This is a genomic window from Streptomyces sp. NPDC098781, assembly GCF_044759995.1.
GTDB lineage: Bacteria > Actinomycetota > Actinomycetes > Streptomycetales > Streptomycetaceae > Streptomyces.
Genome location: NZ_JBIWAK010000010.1, coordinates 269914 through 288500, shown reverse-complemented (window position 1 = coordinate 288500; position 18587 = coordinate 269914). Strand labels below are relative to the sequence as shown.

Annotated in this window: 18 protein-coding genes and 1 riboswitch; of the genes, 9 read left to right on the top strand and 9 right to left on the bottom strand. The window is 70.8% G+C overall.

What is annotated here, in order from left to right:
• Nucleotides 1-2 precede the first annotated feature (2 nt).
• Nucleotides 3-971: a GNAT family N-acetyltransferase gene (locus ACIQWG_RS34855; protein WP_404103104.1), complete on the bottom strand. Its 969-nt coding sequence runs from the start codon at nucleotides 969-971 to the stop codon at nucleotides 3-5.
• A 76-nt stretch (nucleotides 972-1047) separates the two neighbouring features.
• On the bottom strand, nucleotides 1048-1623 hold the full coding sequence (locus ACIQWG_RS34850) for a TerD family protein (protein ID WP_404103101.1): 576 nt from the start codon (nucleotides 1621-1623) through the stop codon (nucleotides 1048-1050).
• 171 nt (nucleotides 1624-1794) lie between these two features.
• Between ACIQWG_RS34850 and arfB the strand changes: the two genes are divergently transcribed.
• Complete coding sequence (gene arfB, locus ACIQWG_RS34845; protein WP_404103098.1) at nucleotides 1795-2232, top strand: alternative ribosome rescue aminoacyl-tRNA hydrolase ArfB; 438 nt, start codon at nucleotides 1795-1797, stop codon at nucleotides 2230-2232.
• Between the two features lie 339 nt (nucleotides 2233-2571).
• Nucleotides 2572-3450 (top strand): sigma-70 family RNA polymerase sigma factor, encoded by an 879-nt coding sequence (locus ACIQWG_RS34840; protein ID WP_404103096.1) that lies wholly within the window; start codon nucleotides 2572-2574, stop codon nucleotides 3448-3450.
• Between the two features lie 12 nt (nucleotides 3451-3462).
• Here ACIQWG_RS34840 and ACIQWG_RS34835 read toward each other — a convergent pair whose 3' ends face one another.
• Nucleotides 3463-3960 carry a GNAT family N-acetyltransferase gene (locus ACIQWG_RS34835; RefSeq protein WP_404103093.1) on the bottom strand — a complete coding sequence of 166 codons (498 nt, stop codon included), beginning with the start codon at nucleotides 3958-3960 and terminating at the stop codon, nucleotides 3463-3465.
• Between the two features lie 172 nt (nucleotides 3961-4132).
• The gene (locus ACIQWG_RS34830) at nucleotides 4133-4732 is read right to left on the bottom strand and encodes a flavin reductase family protein (RefSeq protein ID WP_404103090.1); all 600 of its coding nucleotides are present in this window, start codon (nucleotides 4730-4732) and stop codon (nucleotides 4133-4135) included.
• 364 nt (nucleotides 4733-5096) lie between these two features.
• Here ACIQWG_RS34830 and cdgB point away from each other — a divergent pair, with 364 nt between their 5' ends.
• A complete protein-coding gene (gene cdgB / locus ACIQWG_RS34825; RefSeq protein WP_404103087.1) occupies nucleotides 5097-6752 on the top strand; it encodes a diguanylate cyclase CdgB in 1656 nt (551 codons plus the stop codon).
• A 118-nt stretch (nucleotides 6753-6870) separates the two neighbouring features.
• A complete protein-coding gene (locus ACIQWG_RS34820; RefSeq protein WP_404103085.1) occupies nucleotides 6871-7830 on the top strand; it encodes a CBM35 domain-containing protein in 960 nt (319 codons plus the stop codon).
• Here ACIQWG_RS34820 and ACIQWG_RS34815 read toward each other — a convergent pair whose 3' ends face one another.
• The 3 genes from ACIQWG_RS34815 to ACIQWG_RS34805 form a co-directional block, all read right to left on the bottom strand.
• Entirely contained in the window at nucleotides 7831-8760 is a 930-nt protein-coding gene (locus ACIQWG_RS34815; RefSeq protein ID WP_404103082.1) for a 1-phosphofructokinase family hexose kinase, read from the bottom strand.
• Nucleotides 8761-8904: 144 nt separating this feature from the next.
• A complete protein-coding gene (nagA, locus tag ACIQWG_RS34810; protein WP_404103079.1) occupies nucleotides 8905-10011 on the bottom strand; it encodes an N-acetylglucosamine-6-phosphate deacetylase in 1107 nt (368 codons plus the stop codon).
• 104 nt (nucleotides 10012-10115) lie between these two features.
• On the bottom strand, nucleotides 10116-11060 hold the full coding sequence (locus tag ACIQWG_RS34805) for an ROK family protein (protein ID WP_404103076.1): 945 nt from the start codon (nucleotides 11058-11060) through the stop codon (nucleotides 10116-10118).
• 179 nt (nucleotides 11061-11239) lie between these two features.
• Here ACIQWG_RS34805 and ACIQWG_RS34800 point away from each other — a divergent pair, with 179 nt between their 5' ends.
• The 3 genes from ACIQWG_RS34800 (at nucleotide 11240) to otsB (ending at nucleotide 13843) form a co-directional block, all read left to right on the top strand.
• A complete protein-coding gene (locus ACIQWG_RS34800) occupies nucleotides 11240-12475 on the top strand; it encodes an ABC transporter substrate-binding protein (RefSeq protein WP_404103073.1) in 1236 nt (411 codons plus the stop codon).
• A gap of 65 nt (nucleotides 12476-12540) precedes the next feature.
• The gene (locus ACIQWG_RS34795; RefSeq protein WP_404103071.1) at nucleotides 12541-12795 is read left to right on the top strand and encodes a DUF3263 domain-containing protein; all 255 of its coding nucleotides are present in this window, start codon (nucleotides 12541-12543) and stop codon (nucleotides 12793-12795) included.
• Nucleotides 12796-13003: 208 nt separating this feature from the next.
• Complete coding sequence (otsB, locus tag ACIQWG_RS34790) at nucleotides 13004-13843, top strand: trehalose-phosphatase (protein ID WP_404103069.1); 840 nt, start codon at nucleotides 13004-13006, stop codon at nucleotides 13841-13843.
• On the opposite strand, the gene ACIQWG_RS34785 is transcribed toward otsB, so the two are convergent.
• Together ACIQWG_RS34785 and ACIQWG_RS34780 are read right to left on the bottom strand one after the other, a co-directional pair.
• Nucleotides 13822-15267: a trehalose-6-phosphate synthase gene (locus ACIQWG_RS34785; protein ID WP_404103066.1), complete on the bottom strand. Its 1446-nt coding sequence runs from the start codon at nucleotides 15265-15267 to the stop codon at nucleotides 13822-13824. The genes otsB and ACIQWG_RS34785 overlap by 22 nt on opposite strands.
• A 95-nt stretch (nucleotides 15268-15362) precedes the next feature.
• A complete protein-coding gene (locus ACIQWG_RS34780) occupies nucleotides 15363-16307 on the bottom strand; it encodes a glucosyl-3-phosphoglycerate synthase (RefSeq protein WP_404103064.1) in 945 nt (314 codons plus the stop codon).
• A gap of 131 nt (nucleotides 16308-16438) precedes the next feature.
• Nucleotides 16439-16620, top strand: a riboswitch (SAM riboswitch).
• Between the two features lie 18 nt (nucleotides 16621-16638).
• Here ACIQWG_RS34780 and thrC point away from each other — a divergent pair.
• Nucleotides 16639-17925 (top strand): threonine synthase, encoded by a 1287-nt coding sequence (gene thrC, locus ACIQWG_RS34775; protein WP_404103061.1) that lies wholly within the window; start codon nucleotides 16639-16641, stop codon nucleotides 17923-17925.
• Nucleotides 17922-18197 carry a MoaD/ThiS family protein gene (locus tag ACIQWG_RS34770; RefSeq protein WP_404103058.1) on the top strand — a complete coding sequence of 92 codons (276 nt, stop codon included), beginning with the start codon at nucleotides 17922-17924 and terminating at the stop codon, nucleotides 18195-18197. Before thrC ends, ACIQWG_RS34770 begins: the two co-directional genes overlap by 4 nt.
• Nucleotides 18198-18587: the final 390 nt, after the last annotated feature.

Here is an 18587-nt window from a genome sequence, read left to right as displayed (position 1 = left end):
GTCTAGACGTCCCGCTTCGTGTCCCACTCGTCCAGCAGCTGGGCCAGGTCCGGCGGCCACAGGGGCTCCGGGGACGCGGACAGTTCCGCGCGGGTCCACCAGCGCCAGGTGAGGATGCCGTCGGCGGCGTGGGCCGCGGGGAGGTCGGCGCCGGTGGGCTCGCGGTGGGGGCCCTGGGTGACGTAGACGTGTTCGTGCTGGTGCACCGGTGTCCCGGCGTGGGTGAAGTCGTGCTCCCAGGTGCACAGCAGCGGGCCCGGTTCCAGGTCCGTCCAGCCGGTCTCCTCGCGCAGTTCGCGCAGGGCGCCCTCGCGGGGTGTCTCGTCCGCCTCCAGACCGCCGCCGGGGAGCGCCCAGTGGACGCCGACCTCGCTGTTGTCGTAGCGGAACATGAACACCGCCCCCTGGGGATCGACGACGGCCATTCGGGCGGCCCGGCGTGGGGTGCGCGGGGGGCCGGTCAGCTCCTTGCGCAGGACGGTGCAGGGACGGTCCAGCCGGCGGTCCCTGCCGTAGCCGAGGGTCTCGTAGCCGAGGGCGGTCCAGAAGGCCAGCGCCTGGGGGTTGTTGTCGAGGACGGCCAGACGTACCGCGCTGTGGGCCGCCGCGCGGAAGCGGTCCTCGACGAGGGTGGCGAGCTGCCTGCCGTATCCCCGGCGATGGTCCGTCCCGTCCACCATCAGCAGACCGATCCAGGGGTCCGGGTCGACCGGGTCCGGGTGCCGGGCGAGTGTCACCGCGATACCCACCAGCCGGCCCTCGCTGCGGGCGAGCAGGACCTCCGCCCCGGGTTCCGCCAGTTCGTCGGCCAGCACGGTGGCCACCTGCTCGGGGCGGATGTCGTCCGGGTCCGGGAACTCGCCGCTGAGCGCGTGGAAATCGCGGTTGGAGGCGTACAGGGCGGTGAGTTCGGTGAGGACCGGGGCCGGGATGTCGTGGTCGGGGGTGAGAGGGAGGGGGTCGAGGATCATCCGGGCAACCTATCGAAGGGCCCGAACACCGGAACCCCCGGCCGAGGCCAGGGGTTCCGGCACAGCGAGGTGTCCGTCAGACGTTCACGCCGAAGTCCTGCGCGATGCCCACCAGGCCCGAGGCGTAGCCCTGGCCGACCGCGCGGAACTTCCACTCGGCTCCGTTGCGGTACAGCTCGCCGAAGACCATGGCGGTCTCGGTGGCCGCGTCCTCCGACAGGTCGTAGCGGGCGATCTCGGTGCCGCCGGCCTGGTTGACGATACGGATGTAGGCGTTGCGGACCTGGCCGAAGTTCTGCGAGCGGTTCTCCGCGTCGTAGATCGAGACCGGGAAGACGATCTTGTCGACGTCGGCCGGGAGACCGGCCAGGTTGACGTTGATCGCCTCGTCGTCGCCCGCGCCCTCGCCGGTGCGGTTGTCACCGGTGTGGACGATGGTCTGGTCCGGGGTCTGCTTGTTGTTGAAGAAGACGAAGTGTCCGTCCGAGTAGACCTTGCCCGTGGGGTTGACCGCGATCGCCGAGGCGTCGAGGTCGAAGTCCGTGCCGGTGGTGGTGCGGACGTCCCAGCCGAGGCCCACGGTGACGGCGGTCAGGCCCGGAGCCTCCTTGGTGAGCGAGACGTTGCCACCCTTGGACAGGCTTACAGCCATTGTTGGGAGTCCCTTCCCTCGTTGCGGTACGGCTAGAAGCTACAGCTACCCCTAAGAACGCGGAGAGGGGTACCTCAAGTTCCAGGTGTCTTTACTTTCTTTGCCAAAGAGCACCCGTAGGGGACTACCAGGGCGATATTCGCGTGACGTGGACCGGACAGACGAGGGACCATGGACGGCATGTCTGGTCCGCACGTCATCCGTGGCTCCGTCTCCCTGCCCGAGGCCGAGCTCATGTGGCGTTTCTCCAGGTCGAGCGGCCCGGGCGGCCAGCACGTCAACACCAGTGACTCAAGGGTGGAACTGAGCTTCGACCTGGCGAAGACCGAGGCGCTGCCCGACGTGTGGAAGCAACGCGCCCTGGAACGCCTGGCCGACAAACTGGTCGACGGTGTCCTCACCGTCCGCGCCTCCGAACACCGCTCCCAGTGGCGCAACCGAGAGACGGCGGCGGTACGCCTCGCGGCACTCCTCGCCCAGGCCACAGCGCCACCCCCCAAGCCCCGCAAGCCGACCCGCATCCCCCGAGGCATCAACGAACGCCGCCTGCGGGAAAAGAAGCAACGCTCGGACACGAAGCGAGGCAGATCCGGCCGCGACTGGACGTAGCCCCACCTGGGTGGGCGTAGGCCCCACCGTCCCGCACCCGCGTACGGCGGCAAGGGGACGTGCCGGGGGGTGTCCGCCCGCAGCGGCGGGCGTCAGGAGGGCTCCGGCCTCCCTGCCCAACGGCAACCGCCCGACCGAGGACGGACACCCCCCGGCGCGGCCCCGACCCACCACCACACGGCAGGCGCTACGCCCCCCCCACCGAACCCGCACATGCGCCGCAGGCATCCGCACCCGCACTCCACCCCACACCCACCCCACTCCCTGTCACATCCCCGCCCCGAGATCCGTCACCCCAACAACCGACCGACGGATCACGACGACGAGAGGCTGCGACAGATGCACGCCGACGACACCGACTTCCTCGCCCAGCGCTTCGAGGCACACCGCGGACACCTGCGCGCCGTCGCGCACCGCATGCTCGGTTCGACCGCCGAGGCGGAGGACGCCGTACAGGAGGCCTGGTTCCGGGTCAGCCGGTCCGACACCAGCCGCGTAGACAACCTCGGCGGCTGGATGACGACCGTCGTGGGCCGCGTCTGCCTGGACATGCTCCGCTCCCGCAAGTCCCGCGCGGAGGAACCCCTGGACACCACGGCACCCCCGCCCGCGGCCGCACCCCCCGCCGACCCCGAGCAGGACGCCCTCCTCGCCGACTCGGTCGGCGTCGCCCTGCTCGTCGTACTGGACACCCTGACCCCCGCAGAACGCCTGGCCTTCGTGCTGCACGACCTCTTCGCCGTGCCGTACGACGAGATCGCGGCCGTGGTGGACCGCACGCCAGCCGCCGCCCGGCAACTCGCCAGCCGCGCCCGGCGCCGGGTGCAGGGCGCCGACGTGCCCGACCACGACAGCGTCCGGCAGCGCAGGCAGTGGGAGGTCGTCGACGCCTTCCTCGCCGCCGCGCGGGACGGCGACTTCGAGGGACTGCTCGATGTCCTCGACCCGGACGTCATCGCCCGTACCGAGACCGGCGTGACGACCGGCGCGGCGGCCGTGGCGCGGGGCGCCTCGACCTTCGGGTCCGTCGCCCTCGCGGCCCGCCCCGTCCTGGCCGTCGGGCACGCGCTCGTCGACGGAGCGACGGGGTTTGTGGTGCTGGTCGACGGGCGGGCGGAACGGGCGTTGAGGTTTGCGTTCGTACGGGACCGCATCGCCGTGATCGACATCGTGACGGACCCCGATCGACTGGCCCGCCTCGACATCCGCCCTGTCTAGAGACCGCCTGGGCTAGACATCACCCGGAGTCAGCTCGTCGAGGTCCAGCACCCCCACCGTCTGCCCTCCGGAGGTCTCCCCGTTCGCCCGAAAGCCCAGGCCCAGGTAGAAGCCTTCGGGACCGTCGGGCCCGGGGTGCCAGGTCACATACATCTCCCGCCCGCCCCGCCGCCGTATCTCCCCGGCCACCGACGCGACCGCGAACCGCCCGTACCCCCGCCCCTGCTCCTCCGCGGCGATGTTCAGCCGCCACAGCCCGGAGCGGAACAGGCTGCCGTCGCCGCGCCAGTCGATGTCGAGGAAGGCCATCAGGAACCCGACCGGCCGGTCGCCGTCGACGATCAGCCGAGGCCAGGCGACGCCCTCGGGGTGGACGTAGGCCTCGGCGAGGGACTTGGTGACGGAGGCCACGGCGTGGTCCTGGTCCGGGCGGACCCGGATGCCGACCGCGGCCTCGAAATTCGCAGGTGTGATCTTTTCAAGGTGTACCGAAGAAGTGATCGACGTCATCCGCGCACGATAAGCGGAGTGATCATTCGCGGCCACGGAATTCTTCCCCTCACCCGACCCGCGCGATTCCCCGACCAGCCCCCGGCGATTCGCTCGCCCCCGCACCCGACGATTCGCTCCGACCCGGCGCCCGGCGATTCCCCCCGCCTCCGCGATTCCCCCGACACGGAAATCACCCCAACTGCCGGTAACGGCCCCGGAAATACGTCAGCGGCCCCCCGTCCGCACTCGGCAGCGAGGCCGACAGGACCCGGCCGATCACCAGGGTGTGGTCACCGGCTGTCACCCGCTGCTCGGTGCGGCACTCCAGGGTGGCCAGCGCGCCGCCCACCAGCGGAGCGCCGGACTCCTTGCCGCGGACGTACGGGATGTCGGCGAAGAGCAGGCGGTCGCTGACGCGGCCCTTCATGGCGAAGCGCCCGGCGATGTGGCGCTGGCTCTCGGCGAGGACCGACACCGCCCACAGCGGCTGCTCGTCGAGCAGGTCGTCCATGCGGGACCCCTCACGCAGGCTGACCAGCACCAACGGCGGGTCCAGGGACACCGACATGAACGCGGTGGCCGTCATGCCGACGTCCTCGCCGGCCGGCGCGTGCGGATCGTCCGGGTCCAGCGGTGGCTCCAGCGCGGTCACCAGGACCACACCCGCGGCCAACCGCGACATCGCGGCACGGAACTCGTCGTTGCTCACTCCCTCAGCATGCCCAAAGGGACTGGAGGAGGCGGGGAGGACGGCGGTCACGGGCTGCGCGGGGGGAGAAGTGTTCGGCACGCCGGAAACGCTAATGTCGGTTCCGCGCGCGCCACATCGGGCCTCCGCCCGAGAACGGTCCTAGGACTCCGGACGGACCGGCGACGAACCGACGCGGAACCGGCACGGCAGGGAACTGCTCACGCCGTTTCGCGCGATCTCCACGAGCGCACCAACTTTGCGCTCAGTAAACACACAGGAAAAACGCAGAAACACCGCTCAATTGTTCACGTTTACCTGTGACTTGAGTCACAAGAGCCATTAATTGTTGACCCTGTGTACCGAGTGGGCAGCGCGCTGTGATTCAGTGGCGGGGAACTAGCAAGGGAAGTTACGCCGGAGTAGAACCCTTGATTCGCTGCGAGGTCTCGGGGGGAGGGCGAGCATGGAGACCGAGTCGGAGCCGTACGTCCGTCTTGCGACTCTGCGACAACTGCACCAGGTCATGGCTGACATGAACACGGCCCGAAGCCTGGCGGACACGTTGCAGACCGTCGCCGACGGCGTCGTGACCGGCCTGGGCTACGAGCTCGCGTGCGTCAACCTCGTACGCCCCGACGGTGATCTCGTCGTCGCCGCCTTCGCCGGGAACCCCGCCGCCGAGGCCCTCATCACCGGCCGTGTCGGCTCCCGTGAGTCGTGGGAGCGCCGGCTGAACATGGGCGAGCACTGGGGCGACCTGGTGTTCATACCGCACACCGAGGGCTGGATCCTCGACGACGACGACGTCCCGCAGTGGTACACCGACGGCCCAGCGCCCCGCTTCGAGGACGAGTGGCACCCCGCGGACCGCCTCTTCGCGCCGATGTACACGCCCGGCGTGCAGGGCGGCGCGTGCGGCGAGCTGATCGGCGTCCTGTCCGTGGACCGGCCGCGCAACGGCCGGCTGCCGGGCGCGTGGGGGCGCGAAGCGCTCCAGATGTACGCGTTCCAGGCGGCGATCGCCATCAGCAACGCACGTCTACGCGCGAATATGCAGCGGGCACTGGTCAGGCTGGAGCGCGACCAGCAGGCCCTGCGCGCCAGCGAGGAAAGCTTCAGGCAGGCCTTCGAGTACGCCCCGTCCGGCATGGCCATCGCCGAGATGGGCGGCGACCAGCACGGCCGGATCCTCAGGACCAACGACGCGCTCTGCCGCCTCCTCGGCCGCCCCGCCTCCGCGATGCGCCGCTACTCCTTCTCCGACCTCGTCCACCCCGAGGACATCGGCACCCTGCTGCGGACCTCGGCGGAGGGCGGACGGGCGGAGCTCAGGCTGGGCCGCCGGGACGGCACCTACGTCTGGGTCTCGCTGCGCAACTCCGTCGTGGCCGACGCCGCCGACGGCCCCCGCTTCCTGCTCACCCACGTCGAGGACATCGAGGAGCGCAAGCGCCGCGAGCTCCAGCTCGCCCACCGCGCCTCGCACGACTCGCTGACCGGCCTGCCGAACTCCGCCGAGCTGCGCTCGCGTCTGTCCGCGAGGCTGTGCAGGCGCCCGTCGCACGCGGGGGCGCTGGAGTCCATGGACGCGGCCTACGGCCACCCGGCGGTCTTCGACGCCAACGGCCACGGCTTCGACTTCCCGGGCGCGGCGGTGCTGGAGGGCTACGACCACCATGTCCACACCGTCTCGCCGGACGAGGCCGAGCGCGACGACGGCACCAAGGGGCTCGCGGTGCTCTTCTGCGACCTCGACGGCTTCAAGTCGATCAACGACCGGTTCGGGCACAACGCGGGTGACGCGGTTCTCATCGAGGTCGCCAGGCGCCTGTCCCGCCAGGTCCGCGACGGCGACACCGTCGCCCGGCTCGGCGGCGACGAGTTCGTGATCCTCGCCGACGGGCTCGGCCGCGCCGACGCCCAGGACCTGGCCGTACGCCTGCGGAACGAGATCATCCAGCCGATCCGGGCCGAGGGACGTGCCGTACGGGTCGGCGCGAGCTTCGGCATCGGGTGGGCGCACTGCGGGATGACCGCGGACGAAGTGTTGAAGTCCGCTGACGAGCGGATGTACGTAGAGAAACGATCTCGTCCCAAACAACACAGACGCGCGGGATGAATCCCAGGTCAGCGAGCTGATGCGGTCTGAGTCACCCGTTTGGGCCAGCAGGAGCGGGTAGGCTCGCCATTCTGACCGTCCTATCGCAACGCCCGCACCTGGTGAGGAGTACCAAGGGATGACGTCCGGCAACAACGGCGCCAGCACGCCCGAGGACGACGACCCGTTCGGCTACCTCTACGCCGACGGGCAGGCCAACGGCGCCCAGCCGCCCTCCGGTGGCTACGGGTACCCGAACTCGGTCAACCGCGTGCGTGCCGTCGGGCAGCGCCAGTACGGCCAGCCGGCGCCCACGGCCGCCTACGGCCAGGCGCCACCTCAGCAGCAGGGCACGTACGGCCAGCCGAACGCGCACTACGCGGCCCCGGAGACGCTGCCCGGCGGTGCGACCACGACCCAGACGTCCTACAGCGGCGGCACCGGGTCCGGTTCGGGCCGCGGCCGCGGGCCCAACACCAAGGGCCTCCTGATCGGCGCCATCGCCGTGGTCGCGGCGGTCGTCATCGGCATCGGCGTGGCGATGCTCGGCGGCAGCGGCGACGAGGACAAGAAGGACGACGAGGCGCAGAGCACCCCGACGCAGTCGCAGGAGAGCACCGCGCCGAGCCCGTCGAACAGCAACAGCCAGGCGGCCGAGGACGACCTGCCGACGATCGACGCCAAGGCGCTCGCCCTCGCCGGCGGCGCCACCACCGCGTCCGACATCAAGGGCGCCCAGGCGGACGGCGGCGTCTACGTCACCGGCTTCAACGCCGTCGGCTCGTCGCTCACCTGGACGGTGAACGGCATCCCGAAGAGCGGTAAGTACTCCGTGTTCCTCGGCTACAGCGTTCCCGGCAAGGACGGCAACGCCACCCTCACGGTGAACGGCACCCCGTCCACCGCGCCGGTCAATCTGAAGAACTACGCGCACGGCCCCGAGGGCGACTACGAGAAGGGCTGGACGAAGACGTACAACTGGATCCAGCTCAACAAGGGCACGAACACCATCAAGATGTCCTGTGAGCAGGGCAATCAGTGTGACGCCCTCGTCGACCAGATGTGGCTGCGCAAGGGCTGGGTCAAGTCCTCGTCCTGATCACGCGGCGGTGGCCTCCCCGGTCACCGCCACCCGTCCCAGCAGCTCCTCGTACACCCCGCGGTCGAACTCACCCGCCACCGGCGCCACCACGCTCGCCGCGCTGAGCGCCGCCGCGCGAGCCAGGCGGTCCGGCCAGGGGAGTTCTTCGACCAGGCCCGACAGCAGGCCCGCGACCGCCGCGTCGCCCGCGCCGGTCGGGTTGCCGTGCAGGCGGGCCGGGGGAGTCGCGCGCCAGCGGCCCTCTGGGGTCACCGCGAGCAGGCCGGCCTCGCCCAGGGAGGCCACCACCGTGCGGGCGCCTCGCCTTCGGGCGTCCTGGGTGGCACGCGACGGCTCGTGGGAGCCGGTCAGTTCGGCCAGTTCGTCGGCGTTGGGCTTGATGACGTCCGGGCGGGCGGCGACGCCCCGGCGCAGTGCCTCGCCGCTGGTGTCCAGCAGGACGGGGACGCCCGCGGCCCTCGCGGACCGGACCAGACCGGCGTACGCCCCCACCGGCACCCCCGGCGGCAGGCTGCCGCACAGGGCCACCGCGGAGGCGGCGGCGAGGAGGTCCTCGTACGCCTCCTGGAAGGCGGACCACTCGGCCGAAGTGACCGTCGGGCCGGGCTCGTTGAGCTGGGTCGTGTCGCCGGTGTGTTCGTCGACCACGGCGATCGTGCGCCGGGTCGGGCCCGTCACCGGGACCAGCGCGTCCACCACGCCGGGCGTGCCGGTGAGCTGTTCCTGGACCACCCGGCCGGTGGCACCGCCGACGAAGCCCGTGACCGTCACCTCGTGGCCGAGGCGCGCCAGCACCCGGGCCACGTTCAGGCCCTTGCCGCCGGGGCGTTCGGTCACCTCGGTGATGCGATGGGAGGCGTGCGGCCGCAGGGACCGTACGCGATAAGTGATGTCGAGTGCGGTGTTGAGCGTGACCGTGAGGATCACCTGTACTCGACCTCCCCCGAGGAGTTCAGCATGTGTGTGCCGTCCGTCCGCCGGCTGTTCTCTCCGGCAGATGCCGATCATGCCAAACGGACGGCGGTCGTCCCAGTCTCGCAGGACAACCACCGCCCTCAACAGGCGGACACATCACCCCAGTTGGGGATCGACCACCCATTCTCCCCGGCGCATGACGCCCTTCAGGTCGAAGTCGGAGTCCAGTACCAGCAGGTCGGCGTCCTTGCCGGGCTCCAGCGAGCCGATGCGGTCGTAGCGGCCGAGCAGCTTCGCGGGGTTGGCGGACAGGGCCGCCACCGCGTCCTCGACGGGCAGCCGGTCGACCGTCACCGCGCGCTTGAAGGCGCGGTCCAGGGTGAGGGTGGAGCCCGCGATCGAGCCGCCCTCGACCAGACGGGCCACTCCGTCGGACACCTCCACCTCCAGCGGGCCGAGCATGTAGCGGCCGTCGCCGAAGCCGGCCGCGTCCATCGCGTCCGTGATGAACGCGACCCGGTGCGCGCCCGCGTGATGGAACGCCAGCTGGAGGGAGGCCGGGTGGAGGTGCGTTCCGTCGTTGATCAGCTCGACCGTGACCCGCTCGTCCTCCAGCAGCGCCGCGATCGGGCCCGGCTCGCGGTGGCCGAGCGGCGGCATCGCGTTGAAGAGGTGGGTGGCGACCGTGGCGCCCGCCTCGATGGCCTCGACCGTCTGCTCGTACGTGGCGTCCGTGTGCCCGATCGCCGCGATCACACCGTGCTCGGCCAGCAGGCGTACGGAGTCGATGCCGCCGGGCAGTTCGGTGGCGAGGGTGACCATCGTGGCGTGACCGCGAGCCGCGTCGACCAGCTTGCGGACGTCCGCCGGAGCCGGGTCGCGCAGCAGCGCCTCGGAGTGCGCGCCCTTGCGGCACGGGGAGATGAACGGTCCCTCGAAGTGGATGCCCGCGATGTCGCCCTGTTCGGCGAGTTCGCTGAGCAGGCCCGCGCGGCGGGTGAGGAAGTCCATGTCGCCGGTGACGGTGGAGGCGACGAGGGTGGTGGTGCCGTGCAGGCGGTGGGTGTGGATGCCGGTCAGTACGTCCTCGGGGGTGCCCGAGGTGAAGGAGGCTCCACCACCGCCGTGGTTGTGGATGTCCACGAAGCCGGGCACCACGAAGTGGCCGCGGAGGTCGATGACCTGGGCGTTCTCCGGGGCTGTGGCGGCGATTCGGGTGCCGTCGACGACCACTCGGGCGTCCTTTACGGAACCGGTGGGCATGACCGCGGTGGCGCCGGACAGGACGAAGGGCGCATGGCCGGATGCGGGCTGCGGGTCGTTCGTGGCTTGTCGCGCAGTTCCCCGCGCCCCTAGGGCGTTCACCATCAGCGGGTTACCTCCGTACGGTCGGTGTGGTCGAGGAGATCCCAGGCCAGGAGCCCGGCGCCCAGGCATCCCGCCGTGTCGCCGAGGGCCGCGGGGACGATGGACGGCAGCCGCTGGAAGGTCACCCGCCGCCGGACGGCATCCCGCAGCGGTGTGAACAAGGTTTCCCCCGCCTCGGCCAGGCCGCCACCGATGATGAGGGTGCGGGGGTCCAGCAGGGTGAGAGCGGTGACCAGGCCGTCGGCGAGCGCGTCGACGGCGTCCTGCCAGATCCGTACGGCGTTCGGGTCGCCGGACGCGACGGCCTTGGCGCAGTCCGCGGCGTCCGCCTCCGGGTCCCCGCAGGCGGCGGCCCACGCCTCGCTCACCGCCGCCGCGGAGGCGAACCGCTCCAGGCAGCCGCGCTGTCCGCACGGGCAGGGCGCACCGCCGGGCCGTACGACGATGTGGCCGATCTCGCCCGCGAAGCCGTGCGCACCCGCCTCCACGCGGCCGTCGATGCCGATGGCGCCGGCGATCCCCGTGCCGAGCGGCACGAAGAGGAAGCGGTCGGTGCCCCGGCCCGCGCCGATCCGGCCCTCGGCGAGACCGCCGGTGCGCACGTCGTGGCCGAGGGCGACGGGCAGACCGCCGAGCCGGTCGGCCATGAGCCGGCGCAGGGGTACGTCCCGCCAGCCGAGGTTGGCCGCGTAGGCGGCGACGCCCTGCTCCTCGTCGACGATGCCGGGGACGGCGACGCCGGCGGCGGCCGCGGGCTCGCCGAAGCGCTCTTCGCCGTACGCGCGTAGCTCGGCGGCGAAGTCGAGGATGGCGTCGACGACCGCGTCCGGCCCGCGCTCGCGGCCGGTCGGGCGGCGGGCCTGGTGGAGCAGCTCGCCGCTCGCCCCGGCCAGGGCGGCCTTCATCCCGGTGCCGCCCACATCGAGGGCGATGACATGTCTCACGGGGGACAGTGTGTCTTGCGCACCCACGAGAGGTCTAGTCCACTTACGTGGTGTAGACCTTAGGGGGCAATATGTATGACGTTTCGAAAATTTCGAGCATGGGTGTGGGGCGGGATCGCGTGCAGCGGCGGAGTCGTAGTCGTATTCGCAGTCGTAGGCGTACGGGAGCGATCGCGTCGGTGTCCGCGCTGGGCCTGACGGCGGCGCTGGGCGGCTGCGGGCTGACCGGCGACTCGGGCGATGTGACGCTGCGGCTGGTCGCCGCGGACTACGGGGACAGCGACGCGAACAGCTCCCAGAAGTACTGGGACAAGCTGGTCAAGGCGTACGAGGCCGAGCACCCGGGGGTGACGGTCGACGTCACCGTGTACTCCTGGAAGGACGTCGACGCCGAGGTCAAGAAGATGGTCGACGCCGGGGAGGCGCCGGACATGGCGCAGATCGGCGCGTACGCGGACTACGCCGCGAAGGGTCTGCTCTACGAGGCCGACGAACTGATCTCCATCCCCGTCCAGGCGGACTTCGTCGCCCAGTTCGCGGACGCGGGGCAGGTGAACGGGGTGCAGTACGGCATACCCTTCGCCTCCTCCACGCGCCTGCTCTTTTACAACAAGACGCTCTTCGAGAAGGCCGGCATCTCGGCGCCGACCACCTGGAAGGAGCTGGCCGCCGACGCCGAGGCGCTCAAGGCGGAGGGGGTGAAGTACCCGTACGCGCTGCCGCTCGGGCCCGAGGAGGCGCAGGCCGAGACGATGCAGTGGCTGCTGAGCGGTGGGGGCGGGTACACCGACACCGACCTCGGGACGTACAGCATCGACTCCGCGCAGAACGTCGACACCTTCAACTGGCTGAAGAACGACCTGGTCGGCAAGGGTCTCACCGGGCCGGTGGCGCCGGGCGAGCTGAACCGGGCCGACGCGTTCTCGGCCTTCGCGGCGGGGGATGTCGGCATGCTCAACGGGCATCCGTCGCTGATGCAGATGGCCGGGAAGAAGGGCGTGAAGTTCGGCATGGTGCCGATGCCCGGGGCGGACGGGCCGAGCAAGGTCTCCATGGGTGTGGCGGACTGGATGATGGCGTTCAAGGAGAACGGCCACGCCGACCAGGTGGGCGAGTTCCTCGACTTCGTCTACGACAAGGAGAACGTCCTGGACTTCTCCCGTGAGTACGACCTGCTGCCGGTCACGAACTCCGCGTCCAGGGTGATGACGGCGGCCTCGCAGGACGCGGACCTCAAGCCGTTCCTGGAGGAGCTTGCGCTGTCCGAGCTGTACCCGGTCGGCCGGACGTCCTGGGCGGCGGTGAGCGCGGACGTCAAGCAGCGGATCGGCAAGGCCGTGTCCTCCGGCGGGAGTCCGGCGGCGATCTTGCAGCAGCTCCAGTCGACGGCTACGCGGGCGGAGAGCGCGGAGTAGTCGGTCGCGGGAGTGGAGTCGGTCGCCTGGGTCGGTTGTCGGTGGTGAGGGTTACGGTGCGGGGCATGGACCAGCACCAGGATCATCCGCCCGAGGGCGCCCTCGCCGACCGCGAGCGTGCGGTTCTCGCGCTGGAGCGCCGGGGTTTTTCGGGGCCCGGTGCGAAGGAGCGGGCGATACGTGAGGAGCTGGGGCTGGCCCCGGTCCGCTACTACCAGCTGCTGAACGCCCTGCTGGACGACCCGCGGGCGCTGGCCCATGATCCGGTGACGGTGAACCGGCTGCGACGGGTGCGGGAGGTTCGGCGGGGGGAGCGGTGACGGGGGTACGGGCCGGGATGTTCCTCGCCCCCGCCGCCCCTACCCGTCCCATCCTTCTGGGGGCTGCCGCCCCCAGACCCCCGCTTCGGCCCTGAAGGGGCCTCGTCCTCGAACGCCGGACGGGCTGAGAATCCAGTCCCGCTGCGGGGGCGGGGAAAAGCCCCCGGGCCGGGAGGTTCATTCGCCCGCCGCTGGATAGGGTCGCCCCATGGCCAGTCACCAGGATCTGACCGCCCCCACGACCCACGCCGGCCGGGACGGACTCGCCGCCCTCCTCGCCCGCCCCGCCCGCGCGCTGATCGCGCTGGACTTCGACGGCACCCTCGCCCCGATCGTGTCCGACCCGGAGCAGGCGCGGGCCCACCCCGACGCCCTGCCCGCCCTCACGGCCCTCGCCCCGAAGGTCGCCGCCGTCGCGGTGATCACCGGCCGGCCGGCCGACGTCGCCGTGCGGTACGGCGGCTTCGCCGGGGTCCCCGGGCTGGAGCACCTCGTCGTGCTCGGCCACTACGGCGCCGAGCGGTGGGACGCCGTGAGCGGCGAGGTCACCGCACCCGACCCCCACCCGGGCGTGGCCGCCGTCCGGGCCGAACTGCCCGCGCTGCTCGACGGCCACGGCACCTGGACCGAGGACAAGGGTCACGCCGTCGCCGTGCATACGCGCCGCGCGGCCGACCCGCAAGGCACCTTCGACGCCCTGCGCGAACCCCTCACGGACCTGGCCACCCGCAACGGCCTGATCGTCGAACCCGGCCGGATGGTCCTGGAACTGCGACCGCCCGGCATGGACAAGGGCGTCGCCCTGAGCGCGTACGTCCGCGAACTCGGCGCCGAGTCCGTCCTCTACGCCGGCGACGACCTCGGCGACCTGCCCGCCTACGCCGCCGTCGACCGGCTCCGCGCCGACGGCACCCCCGGCCTGCTGGTGTGCAGCGGCAGCGAGGAGGTCACCGAGCTGTCGAAGCAGGCGGACGTCGTGGTCGACGGCCCGGCGGGAGTCGTACGGCTGCTGCGGGCGCTCGCCGCTCAGGCCGAGGGGCCGGGCTGACCCTGCGCCCCTTGCGCGCCCTCCTCCAGCGCACGCAACTGGTCCAGGAACCACTGCGCGGGCGGCAGCGCGGTCGCTGCCGCCGCCAGCCGCTTCGACCGCTCCGCCCGTTCCTCCGGCCGCATGGTCAACGCCTGGTGCAGCGCTCGGGCGGTGCCGATCACGTCGTACGGGTTGACGACGTAGGCGTCCTCGCCGAGTTCCTCGAAGGCCCCCGCCTCCCGTGACAGCACCAGCGCGCACCCCTCGTCGGAGACGACCGGGACCTCCTTCGCGACGAGGTTCATGCCGTCCCGGATGGGGTTGACCAGGGCCACGTCCGCCAGCCGGTAGGCCGCCAGCGAGCGGGCGAAGTCGTCCTTCACGTGGAGCACGATCGGCGTCCAACCCGGCGTTCCATAGCGGGAGTTGATGTCGTCCGCCAGGCGCTGGACCTCGGCCGTGTAGTCGCGGTACACCGCGAGGTCCTGCCGCGAGGGGTACGCGAACGCCACGTGCACCACCCGCTCGCGCCACTCGGGGTGGTCGTCGAGCAGCTGCCGGTACGCCAGCATGCCGCGCACGATGTTCTTGGACAGCTCGGTCCGGTCGACCCGGACGATCGTCCTGCGGCCCTCGCCGATCTCGTCCTTCAGCGCCGCCATCCGCTCGGCCACATCGGCCTGACGCGAGCGCGTCCGCAGGAAGTCCGCGTCCGCGCCCAGGCCGTGCACCCCGATGCGCGTCCCGGCGAGCCCGCCGGCGAACTGCGCGCAGCACGCCTCGAACGCGTCCGCCCAGCGGCGGGTGAGGAACCCGAGCCGGTCCGCGCCGAGCATGCCGCGCAGCACCTGCCCGGCGATGTCGTCGGGCAGCATCCGGAAGTACTCCGGCGGGGCCCACGGCGTGTGCGAGAAGTGGCCGATCCGCAGGTCCGGGCGCAGTTCGCGGAGCATCCCCGGCACGAGTGTGAGGTGGTAGTCCTGCACCAGAACCGCGGCCCCCGGCGCCGCCCGCCCGGCCAGCGCCTGAGCGAAGGCGCGGTTGAACGTCTCGTACGACGCCCATTGCCGCCGGAACTCCGCGTCGAAGACCGGCTCCAGCGGCGTCTGATACAGCATGTGGTGGACGAACCAGAGGACCGAGTTCGCGATGCCGTTGTACGCGTCCGCGTGCACGTCGGCCGGGACGTCCAGCATCAGCACGCCGTCCTCGCCGACCCCGCGCCGCACCGCCTCCCGGTCCCCGTCGGACAGCGCCGAGCACACCCAGAGGGCGCCCGCGTCCGGCCCGATGGCGGACAGTCCGGAGACGACTCCGCCGCCGCCCCTCTTGGAGTGCAGCGAGCCGTCTTCGCGTACCTCGTACGAGACCGGGCCGCGGTTCGACGCGACCAGCACCTTGGCAGCGTCCTGCGCGCCCGGAGCACCCTGCGTGGAAGCCATAAGCCTCAACCTAGCCCGGCCCGGAAACGCTCAAACGTACGGTTCCGCTCAGTGGGCGGCACTTGTACGCCCTGTATACGGCCGGTTTCCGTCGTTTACGCGACCTTCCGCGTCGCATACTCGGCGATCTCCACCATCGGCGGCCGTTCCTCCGTGTCGACGGAGTACGTACGCGGCTCGAAACCGTCCTCGCCCCGTTCGAACTGGGTGAGGGAGGGCCGCACGAGATGGCCGCGGGCCAGCCTCAGTTGTGCCGTGCGGTAGATCGCGGCGGACATCCGGCCGAGCGCCTGGCCGTCCTGGTGGCGGTGTCTGCGCACACCCACGTCCACCTGGGCCAGCGCGTCCAGGCCCACCAGATGCAGGGCGTCGACCAGCATGCCCAGCTCGACGCCGTACCCGACCGGGAAGGGGAGCTGTTCGAGCAGTGACCTGCGCGCCGCGTACTCGCCGCCGAGCGGCTGGACGAACCCGGCCAGCTGCGGCCAGTGCATGTTCAGCAGCGGGCGGGCCATCAGCTCGGTCACCCGGCCGCCCTGTCCGGCCGCGGTGCCGAGCGGGCGGTCGTACATCGCCTTGACCAGGTCCACTCCGGGGTCGGTGAGCAGCGGGCCGACGATGCCGGAGACGAAGTCGGAGGAGAAGTCCTTCAGGTCGGCGTCGATGAAGCAGACGATGTCCCCGCTCGTGACGAGCAGGGAGCGCCAGAGCACCTCGCCCTTGCCGGGCACGGCCGGGACGCGCGGCAGGATCTCGTCCCGGTGCACCACCCGCGCGCCGGCCGCGGCGGCCACCTGGGAGGTGCGGTCGGTGGAGCCGGAGTCGACCACGACGATCTCGTCGACCAGCGGAACCTGCCGCATCAGGTCATGGGTGATGATCGCGACGATGTCGCCGACCGTCTCCTCCTCGTTGAGCGCGGGCAGCACGACGGACACCGACTGGCCGGTGCGCTGCTTTGCGGCCAGGATGTGGTGCAGGGGGCGGTCGGCAACGGACCAGGAGCGGCTGCTCAGCCAGCGCTCGACTTCTTCCAGCACGGTCGGCGGCTCCTCACGGTTGTCTCGCGTTACGGACGGCTCTCTCAACTGTCCTGGCGTTCGGTTACAGTCTTGAACAACGCGGATGACCATCGCATGTCCGAGGCCGTCCGTCGTCCACAACCGAATACCGCTCATCCAGAGGGGCAGAGGGATACGGCCCGATGAAGCCCCGGCAACCCTCCAGCCGGTCTCGTAGACCAGCGTCGATCGTCATTGCCGATCGATACCGCTGATCGTCTCCGCGAGGCTCCCGGCTAGGGAAGGTGCCAAATCCGTCTCACGGCGAGATGCGTCGTGAGGAAGATGAGGAGAAAGGGCCTCGCCTCACATGGCTGTGCAGACTGTTGCAAGCACCACCGACTCCACCGTAGACCTCGGTCCCGCCGCCGCGCTGTCGTGCCGCGAGTGCGGCCACCGGGTGTCTCTGGGCCCGGTCTTCGCGTGCGAGGAGTGTTTCGGCCCGCTGGAGATCGCGTACGACTTCTCGGCCTACGACACCGAGGAGCTCCGCAAGCGGATCGAGGCGGGTCCCGCGAACATCTGGCGCTACGCGCCGCTCCTGCCCGTCCCGGCGGACGTGGCCACGAAGCCGAACATCAACCCCGGCTGGACCAAGCTCGTCCAGGCCGACCACCTGGCGAACGAGCTCGGCGTCGACGTCGGCAAGCTGTTCGTCAAGGACGACTCCGGCAACCCGACGCACTCCTTCAAGGACCGCGTCGTCGCCCAGGCCCTGGAGGCCGCGCGCGCCTTCGGCTTCACCACCCTGTCCTGCTCCTCGACCGGCAACCTGGCCGGCGCCGTCGGCGCCGCCGCCGCCCGGGCCGGCTTCCGCTCCTGCGTGTTCATCCCGCACGACCTGGAGCAGGGCAAGGTCGTCATGGCCGCGATCTACGGCGGCGAGCTCGTCGGCATCGAGGGCAACTACGACGACGTGAACCGATTCTGCTCCGAGCTGATCGGCGACCCGGCCGGCGAGGGCTGGGGCTTCGTCAACGTCAACCTGCGGCCCTACTACGCCGAGGGCTCCAAGACGTTGGCGTACGAGATCTGCGAGCAGCTCGGCTGGCAGCTCCCCGACCAGCTGGTCGTCCCGATCGCGTCCGGCTCCCAGCTCACCAAGATCGACAAGGGGCTCCAGGAGCTGATCAAGCTCGGGCTCGTCGAGGACAAGCCGTACAAGATCTTCGGTGCGCAGGCCGAGGGCTGCTCGCCGGTGTCCACGGCCTTCAAGGCGGGCCACGACGTGGTCCGCCCGCAGAAGCCGAACACCATCGCCAAGTCCCTCGCGATCGGCAACCCGGCCGACGGTCCGTACGTCCTCGATATCGCGCGGCGCACGGGTGGTTCCGTGGAGGACGTCACCGACGAGCAGGTCGTGGACGCGATCAAGCTCCTCGCCAGGACCGAGGGCATCTTCGCCGAGACGGCGGGCGGCGTCACGGTGGGCGTCACGAAGAAGCTCATCGAGAATGGCCTCCTCGACCCCACCAGGACCACCGTCGTCCTCAACACCGGCGACGGTCTGAAGACCCTCGACGCGGTGGCCGGCACCGGTCTGACCGCCACCATCCGCCCGAACCTGGACTCCTTCCGAGAGGCTGGCCTCGCATGAGCGTGACCGTTCGCATCCCCACCATCCTGCGCACCTACACCGGCGGCCAGGCCGAGGTCGCCGCCGAGGGCGGCAATCTGGGCGAGATCATCGCCGACCTGGAGAAGAACCACACCGGGATCGCCGCCCGCGTGCTGGACGACCAGGGGAAGCTGCGCCGGTTCGTCAATGTCTACGTCAATGACGACGACGTGCGTTTCGAGCAGGGGCTGGAGACCGCGACCCCGGACGGTGCCGGTGTCTCCATCATTCCGGCCGTCGCCGGAGGCTGACCGAATGACCGATCATTACCGTCGGTAACTCCGGTCACTAAGAGTTCACCGAATTGCCCCCTCCGTGAGAGAAGCGGAGGGGGCAATTCTGTGTGGTTGAGCGAGGTACAGTTGGGGAACGTGCCGCCGATCTCCGAGTCGGCCGGCTTTGATTTCTGCCGCAAGCCCGACAAGAAGTAGCCAAAGTGTGCGGGTTTTATGCGGCTTTTGTTCCGTTTGCCGGGCCCGACTTGACCTGAAGTCAGCGGAATTGTCCCCACATTCCCGACCGGTCGTGCCCGGATTTCTCGTCCGATTGACCTGTTGCAGACGGCAGTTGGGCAGATACATTCAGCCGCGGTCGACGCGTTCCGGCGCACGCCCCCGACCGATGGGGGGTGAGGTCTGACC